Here is an 8389-nt window from a genome sequence, read left to right as displayed (position 1 = left end):
AAATATATTTTCGAATTGCTTGATAAAATCAATCAACTTCAGCAGAGTCCTTTTACTCCGCTTCGAACGCTTGGCAGAACTCTGAACAGCTGGAAAGAGGAAGTGGCCCGAATGTTTCGCTACAGCAAAAACAACGGAACAACCGAAGGATTTCATCGCAAAATGAAGCTCATCCAGAGGCGGGCATACGGGTTTAGAAATTTTGAAAATTATCGGCTGCGTGTGCGGATTTTGTGCGGGTAGTAGATATTAGAATCAACAGTTGGAAATTTGGTCAATCGGGCTTGCGCCCCTTTGTTTGGTGTAGACCCGGATTTTGTGCGGGTAGTAGATATTAGAATCAACAGTTGGAAATTTGGTCAATCGGGCTTGCGCCCCTTTGTTTGGTGTAGACCCGAGAAATTTTTATTTCAACTGCTGGAATATAAAAGAAAAGGACTTACGATCAGATGATCATAAGTCCTTATAATTATCATGGTGCGGCAGGAAGGATTCGAACCCTCGACCGACGGCTTAGAAGGCCGTTGCTCTATCCTACTGAGCTACTGCCGCTCAAGAGATGATTTGTTTAAATAACCTTTAGCGTGACGTCAAGTAAAATTTGGTGAAATTCATTGAGATTTTTAAATTATTTTCAACTAACTGATTATTTGAACGAACTTGGTATGTTCCACATGGATTTAACTCTGGATCGAGTTCGTAAATTTGTTGCCTTATGGGGTGGAGCAGGAAGTTTTAAAACTATTCATGTTGTGGGAACCAATGGAAAGGGCTCCACTTCTTCCTATATTTCATCAATCAGTGTCGCACACGGGTATAAGACCGGACTTTACACTTCCCCTCATTTTATTTCTCCGCGCGAAAGGATTAAAATTCAAGGCGAGATGTTATCAGAAGATGATTGGGTTTGCGCTGCAAATCTTGTTGACGAAATTGCTCCTGATTGCGGGCTGACATATTTTGAGTTTTTAACTTGTATGGCTTTTGTCCTTTTTCAAAAAAAAGGAGTCGATGTGGCGGTCATGGAAGCCGGTTTAGGAGGTCTCTATGATGCTACAAATATAATAAATCCTGATGTTACTGTTTTTACTCCTATAGGAATGGACCATGAAAATGTACTCGGTAAAACTTTAACAGCTATAGCCACTGATAAAGCCGGTGCCATGCGATCAGGTGGGATGTGTATTACAGCTTTTCAGGAGAATGAAGCTCAATGTGTCTTGGATAAAACAGCACATGATATTGGCGCTGAGCTTAATTTCCCGGATGACAGAGACTATCCTGAGGGAGCACATCCCAAGCTTATGGGAGCACATCAGCGTAGCAATGCCGGACTGTCATGCAGCGCATGGAAATATTTTTGTGAAAAATTTAATTGGGATTTAAATAAAGATAAAGTCAGGGCCGGCCTTGAAGAAGCTTTTATTCCGGGTAGATTTCAAAAGATTGTTATGGATTCCGGGATGGAGATGTTTCTTGATGGTGCACATAATATACATGCTTTTCGTGCTCTTGAGTCAGTGATTAAGTCTTTTGATATTGTTCCTGATCATATTATTTTTGGATGTATGAAAGATAAAGATCTTAGAGAGATAAAGCCTATTCTAAAATCTCTTACCAAAGGCCTGATAATCTGTACTGGAATCCCTGATAACCTGAGAGCCTTCCCACATGATAAACTGGCCGCAGAGCTTGGCGGAAATGCTGTTTCGGCCAAAAACATTAAAGTAGCACTTGAACTTTTGCCTTCGAATTCTAAAAGAGTTCTTGTCTGTGGTTCCTTGTTTTTATTATCCGGTTTTTATACAATTTATCCAGTTCATCTAAATGGCTGAATTTTTTAGAAAGAAATTTTCTTTCGTAGCCTTTAGAACTTATAAAAATTTAGGATTTACTGATATCTTTAAAAGACTTAATGCATTAATTTCTAATGTTATTTTATAAATTCGGAGAAGCTCTTGACCAATTTGTTCAGATTCTTACCCTCTGTTGATGCAGCACTTAACTGGATTGATAAAAAAGAGATTTTTGCAGGTGTACCGAGAACTCTGTTGAGAGAACAGATTAATATTTTTTTCGATGTCTGCCGTGAAGAAATCATAAACGGAATCATAGATGACGAAAAAAAGTTAAATCTTGAAGCTCTTGCTCCGAGAATGATCTGTCACCTCAAGGCTTCGACCCGCCCGCATTTTCGTAGAGTTTTGAACGCAACAGGTGTTGTTTTGCATACTAATCTGGGTAGATCTCTTTTATCTGAATCTGCCAGCAGGGCTGTATATGAAGCGTGCTCAAGATATTCAAATCTTGAATTTGATTTATCTAAAGGTGAGCGAGGCAGCAGATACAGCCATGTAGAGAAAATATTGTGTGATATAACAGGGGCTGAATCAGCTCTGGTTGTGAACAATAATGCTGCGGCTGTTATGATTGTTCTCGATACTCTGGCATCCGGTAAAGAAGTAGTGGTCTCCCGTGGACAATTGGTTGAGATCGGAGGTTCTTTCCGTATACCGGATGTTATGGAGAAAAGCGGAGCAGTTCTTCATGAAGTTGGAGCTACAAATAGAACACACCTTTATGACTATCAGCGTGCTGTTAATGAAAACACCGCATTGCTGATGAAAGTTCATACTTCAAATTTCAGGGTCATCGGGTTTACCAAAGAAGTCTCCGGAGGTGAGCTTAGAAAATTGGGCCTTGAGTATGGGCTGCCTGTTTATGAAGATCTTGGAAGTGGCAATTTAACTAATTTTGATGGTCTTGGCCTGCTTCGTGAACCGACCGTGCAGGAAATTATCGCTGAAGGAGTCGATATAGTTTCATTTTCAGGTGATAAGGTCCTTGGAGGTCCTCAGGCTGGTATTATTGTAGGAAGGAAAGAATACCTTGACCGTATTAAGAAAAATCCAATGAACAGGGCTTTGCGGATTGATAAAATGACTCTTGCTGCTTTGGAAGCTACTTTGAGGCTTTATCTTGATCCGCGGGCAGCAGAAAAACATATTCCCACTCTAAGAATGATCAAGGAGACTCCAGCTTCTTTACAGGAGAGAGCTAAAGATCTTTTGATAATACTTAAAAAAGTTTTAGGGGATTCTGTAGAGCTCAGCACTCTTGACGGAGTATCAAGAGTTGGCGGCGGAGCTTTCCCGGAACAGGATCTTTCTACAACGCTAGTATGTGTAAAGCCTTTAAACAGCATACATGTCGATGACCTTCGTGACAGACTGCTTTCAGTTGATTCGCCTTTGGTAGGCAGGATTGAAGATGGTCTTTTTTGCCTTGATCCTCGTACTCTTGCTGAATGTGAATATAAAGTTGTTGCAAATTCAATAAAACAGGCTCTGCGCCTTTAATTTAAGGAAAAATTATGAATAAGAAACTTGAGCACAAAGCGGAAAGTTGTTGGAAAATTTATAGCAGCCCTGACCATAAGAGCGAAATGAATGGTCTTGCTGATCGTTATCTTGACTTTTTGACTAAATGTAAAACTGAGCGTGAAACAGTGGAATATGTCCGTAAAGCTGTGGAAGATGCCGGTTTTAGTGACAACCTTGATTCAAGTGCCTGCTATAAGGTTTTCAGAGATAAAACTATTTTTATAGCACGGAAGGGAAAACGTCCCCTTGCAGAAGGCTTTAGACTTGTTGGTGCTCATGCTGATGCTCCTCGTTTAGATTTGAAGCAACATCCATTGTATGAGGAAGTCGGTATAGGAATGGCCAAAACCCATTATTATGGTGGAATTCGCAAATATCAGTGGCTGGCCCGTCCGCTCTCACTTCATGGGGTTGTGGTAACTAAAGAGGGTAAAAAAATTAGCATCGTAATTGGTGAAAAGGACAGTGATCCAGTACTGACCATAGGTGACCTGCTCCCACACCTTGCTTACAAACAGGCTGATAAAAAGCTCAGTGATGCGTTTGAAGCTGAAAAACTTAATATTATTATGGGGCATAGCCTTTCAGAGTCTGAGGATGATTCCGGTGATGATGTTGATCCGAGTGTAAAAACAAAGATTCTTGAAATTCTGAATGAAAAATATGGGATTGTTGAAGAGGATCTCTTTAGTTCGGAAATGTATATTGTTCCTGCTGGTCCTGCACGCTATGTCGGGCTCGATAAGTCAATTATAGGTGCTTATGGTCAGGATGACCGCGTCTGCGTTTTTCTTGCTCTGCAGGCTATGCTCTCAGAACCTGAGCCTGAATATACACAGATTGTCCTTTTTTATGATAAGGAAGAAATTGGTTCAGAGGGTTCAACAGGTGCTAAATCACTTTTCTTTGAATATACATTGCAGGATCTTATAGATGCCTGGGAACCTGATGTTAAGCTTTCTCATGTCCTCATGAAAGGTAAGGCTCTGTCTACTGATGTTCATGCAGCTGTAGATCCTGATTATCAGGATGTTCATGAAAAGCTGAACTCAGCTTACTTCGGATACGGACCATGCTTTTGCAAATTTACAGGGCATAGAGGCAAAGTAGGTGCAAATGATGCCCATCCTGAGTATGTTGGCTGGCTGCGTGGTATTCTTGCTGAAGCCGGGGTTCCGTGGCAGATGGCCGAACTTGGTAAAGTCGACCTTGGTGGCGGCGGTACCGTAGCTAAATTTCTGGCGGTTTATGGAATGGATATTATCGACTTCGGAACACCTGTCATTGGTATGCACAGTCCATTCGAACTGACCAGTAAAGTGGATGTATATGCAACTTATCAAGCTTTCAGGGCTTTTTTGCGTAATTAATTAGTTAAGTAATCCGGGGAACTTTTTGTTCCCCGGATTTTTTATGGAGATTATATGCCTGTAGTAATGGGCACAGCCGGACATATTGATCATGGTAAAACAAGCCTGATAAAAGCACTTACAGGAACAGACTGCGACCGTCTTGCGGAAGAGAAAAAGCGTGGTATCACTATTGAACTGGGTTTTGCCAATCTTGATCTTGGAAGCGAGACGGGACTTAGTATCATTGATGTCCCGGGACATGAAAAATTTGTCAAGAATATGGTTGCCGGGGCAGCGGGTATAGACTTTGTCCTGCTGGTTATTGCTGCGGATGAAGGTGTTATGCCGCAGACTCGGGAACATCTTGAAATATGTACATTGCTCGGTATCGAAAAAGGTATCATCGCACTAACAAAAATTGATATGGTTGATGAGGACTGGCTTGAACTTGTCAAAGAAGATCTTAAAGATTTTTTAGCTCCCAGTTTTCTCGCCGATGCACCAGTCGTACCGGTTTCCTCTCATACTGGTGAAGGGCTTGACGTACTCAGGAACAAGCTTTCAGAATTTGTCAGTAATTTTGTCCCTAAAAGGCGTACTGATCTTGCAAGGCTGCCCATTGATCGTGTTTTTACTATTAAGGGTCACGGTACAGTTGTTACAGGTACCTTAGTCTCCGGCCAGCTGAGAGTTGGTGAAGAAATTATGGTTTACCCTGATCTCAAGCCTGCAAAAATCCGGTCTCTGCAATCTCATGGCGAGAGTGTAGAGGTTGCTCCAGCCGGAAGACGTACAGCGGTGAATCTCCATGGTCTTGAAGTTGAAGATTTGAGCAGGGGGGATGTCCTCGGAAGTCCCGGGACTCTTTTTCCAAGTACTGTCTGGGATATAGAATTGACATGCCTTGTATCATCTCCTTTACCTCTGAAACATCGTAAAGAAGTTCATTTTCATCATGGTTCGCGTGAAGTTCAGGCGAAAGTGTATTTTCTTGACCGTGAAAAAATAGCTCCCGGTGAAAAAGCAGTCTGTCAGGTCCGCTTCAGCCATCCTATGCCGGGAGTGTATGGCGACAGGGTTGTTATACGCTCTTTTTCTCCGCTCAGAACAATTGCAGGTGGCAGTATAATTAATCCTCAAGGCAGGAAAATTAAACGTTTTTCTGACGATGTTCAAAAGATTGAGTCTTTGATTGATGCCGAACCGGAAGAATTGGTTCAGACTCAACTGGAACTTGCAGGTACTGATGGGCTTTCGTTTACTGAACTTGGAATAATGACCAATGTTGCTTCCAAACCTCTCGAAAAAGTGTTGCAGAGTCTGAATGGCCGTCAACTGATCTATCTGTTTGATAAGGACTCACGAACATTTGTGCATGGCAGAGTTTTTGATTCTATTGCTCAGGGCTTTTTGAAATATCTTGCTGAATTTCATCTTGGACAGCCTATGAAATCTGGCGTCTCCCGCAATGAGGCTGCGTCGTCATGGGGTAAAAAAGTTCCTTTTAAACTACTGCACTTTGTAGTCGAGCGTTTAATTAAAAAAGAGGAGATTGTCTCTGAAAATGATCTCTTAAGGCTGCCGGACCATCGGGTTTCACTTGCTTCGGATCAAGAAAAGCTGCGGTCAAAGCTTACAGTAGTTTATGAAGAAGGTGGGCTGACACCTCCTAATTTGAAAGATGTGCTTGATTCTTTAGATCTCAATTTTAAAGAAGCAGCATCAGTCTACAGATTGATGCAGGATGAAGGAACTTTGATACGCATAAAGGAAGATATGTATATAGCCTCATCTGCTATTGAAGGGCTTAAAAATAAGCTGAGAGAGTACTTTGCTGAAAATGAGGAGCTTGGTCCTCAGGATTTCAAAGAACTTGTAGGGCTTTCAAGAAAATTTTCCATTCCTCTTCTGGAATATATGGACAGAGATAAAATCACCATCAGAGTTGGTGATAAACGCCGTTTACGTAAGCAAATGTAAGCTTTTAATATCGGAATATAAATTTATCTGACCCGGCACATTCTTTTGTGATATACCGGGTCAGATTTTATAAAAGTCTCAAATTCAGGCAGGAATTATGATATTATGAACCTGCCTGCGCAGTGCCTCTTTACCATTCTTCTGCATGATATGATAAAGCCCCATGATTGTTGCCTGACTGAATACTATATTCCTGAACATATGGAATTTTTGGGTATTTAAATCTGATTTTTGCATTCCATAGTCTTTCATAGCAATTTCTTCCATTGCGGGAATCATCCATTTTGCAGCAGGTACTGCAAGTATCCAGTCGTGATCTCCAAGATGGGTTACAAATGCTTCCATGCTGCGTTCCAGAGGTAATGTTTTTTCATCACTTGCCAAGAGGCCATACTCAACAGGGTCAACACCGGCTATTATTGAAGCTGCTTTAAGCCATTTAACAGGGTCAGCTTCATCCTTGCTGAAACCCGGATGGTTATGGGCGCAGGCCTGAGATATACAAATTTCTGGAGGAATTCTGCGCACAATGCTTTCCGCTACACCGAGTACATGATGTTCACCAGTTCCGGCTAAAGAGTTTTCATGGCGGCTTGATCCGTCTTTCTGCCATTGGAAGACCCATGGTTTATGAAGGTCATGCAGAGTCTGCGCTGCCACTATCACATCTTTATCAAGGTCAAACCCGAATGTGTCGGCATAATTGCTATAAAGGGCTAATGAGCTTTTAAGATTCAGTCCGGTATGTGTTGCAAGTCCTCCCGGATAACTGTGATGGCTGGTATACCCACTTCCGGGGGCCGTTCTGAATGGCTGGCATGATTTTGAGGGTGAACCGTTTTCAGGGAACATTTTATCATAAGAAACATTGATCCAGCCATTCTGTTTGAGCTCAGAATAAACTTCTTTTTTTCTGCCAGATACAGCTTTAAGCAATTTTGGTGCTGGATTATTAATAATTTCAGTTACTTTATTTTTTATTTCAGGATTTCTAATCCCGGCTACCTGTATCTGAATGTATTCCCAAGCATCACTCACAGCTCCTGATTTATCAGCAAGCTCTTCGTTTGTTAAATTTTTACAGTCTGTTAAAGAAAATTTTGTAAAGCTGGATGATGCAAAAGCTGATAGTGGAGATGATGAAACTGTTGCCCCGGCCAATATACCTAATTTTAAAAAATCTCTTCTTTCCATTTTGTTCTCCTAAGAATATTCAATTTTTTTTAATAAATTAAATATCTTTTACTTTTTATATTGTCCGACAGGTTAAGCAAAAGTTACGCTTGTGTGATTTTGTGAAGAAATTAAAAATGGATAGATTGGAATTCTGACAGTTATACAAGATTGTGGGTTTATGGAGGCTTCTTAAAAATATGCCCGTGGGGTCAATTGGCTGGATTAACACAATAAAACAGGTGCGTTTTCTCAGGTGCAGTTCAAATATTTTAATTGATAAGCATAAAAAAAAGGACCGACTTCCGTCGATCCTTGATTTTTATATCTGGGGTGAGTGAAGGGACTTGAACCCTCGGCCACCTGGGCCACAACCAGGTGCTCTACCAACTGAGCTACACCCACCGCGTGTTGCGAAGCTGTGTCTAACTAAACCGAGGGGGAACCGTCAAGAAGTTTTTGAAAAAAAATTAAAAATAGAGCATAAAAATTTTTTTAACG

General features: G+C 41.2%; 6 protein-coding genes and 2 tRNA genes. 5 read left to right on the top strand and 3 right to left on the bottom strand.

Annotated features, from left to right (window positions below):
* A partial coding sequence (locus G496_RS0108090; protein WP_027178841.1) for a transposase occupies positions 1–243 on the top strand: 243 nt, incomplete at its 5' end.
* A 232-nt stretch (positions 244–475) separates the two neighbouring features.
* Here the strand turns inward: G496_RS0108090 and G496_RS0108085 are convergent.
* Positions 476–552 (bottom strand) — tRNA-Arg (locus G496_RS0108085).
* 62 nt (positions 553–614) lie between these two features.
* On the opposite strand from G496_RS0108085, the gene G496_RS0108080 reads away from it, so the two are divergent.
* The 4 genes from G496_RS0108080 to selB all read left to right on the top strand — a co-directional run bounded on the left by G496_RS0108080 (position 615) and on the right by selB (position 6715).
* Complete coding sequence (locus tag G496_RS0108080) at positions 615–1835, top strand: bifunctional folylpolyglutamate synthase/dihydrofolate synthase (protein WP_027178840.1); 1221 nt, start codon at positions 615–617, stop codon at positions 1833–1835.
* A 123-nt stretch (positions 1836–1958) separates the two neighbouring features.
* Complete coding sequence (gene selA, locus G496_RS0108075; RefSeq protein ID WP_027178839.1) at positions 1959–3359, top strand: L-seryl-tRNA(Sec) selenium transferase; 1401 nt, start codon at positions 1959–1961, stop codon at positions 3357–3359.
* 14 nt (positions 3360–3373) lie between these two features.
* Complete coding sequence (locus tag G496_RS0108070) at positions 3374–4753, top strand: aminopeptidase (RefSeq protein WP_027178838.1); 1380 nt, start codon at positions 3374–3376, stop codon at positions 4751–4753.
* Between the two features lie 54 nt (positions 4754–4807).
* Entirely contained in the window at positions 4808–6715 is a 1908-nt protein-coding gene (gene selB / locus G496_RS0108065) for a selenocysteine-specific translation elongation factor (protein ID WP_027178837.1), read from the top strand.
* An 84-nt stretch (positions 6716–6799) separates the two neighbouring features.
* Here selB and G496_RS0108060 read toward each other — a convergent pair whose 3' ends face one another.
* Both G496_RS0108060 and G496_RS0108050 read right to left on the bottom strand, forming a co-directional pair.
* Complete coding sequence (locus G496_RS0108060) at positions 6800–7909, bottom strand: hypothetical protein (protein WP_027178836.1); 1110 nt, start codon at positions 7907–7909, stop codon at positions 6800–6802.
* 308 nt (positions 7910–8217) lie between these two features.
* Positions 8218–8293, bottom strand: a tRNA-His gene (locus G496_RS0108050).
* Positions 8294–8389: the final 96 nt, after the last annotated feature.

Source organism: Maridesulfovibrio bastinii DSM 16055 (assembly GCF_000429985.1).
Taxonomy (GTDB): domain Bacteria; phylum Desulfobacterota; class Desulfovibrionia; order Desulfovibrionales; family Desulfovibrionaceae; genus Maridesulfovibrio; species Maridesulfovibrio bastinii.
The sequence above is the reverse complement of the archived record's forward strand: the minus strand, read 5'-3'. Positions and strand labels throughout refer to the sequence as shown.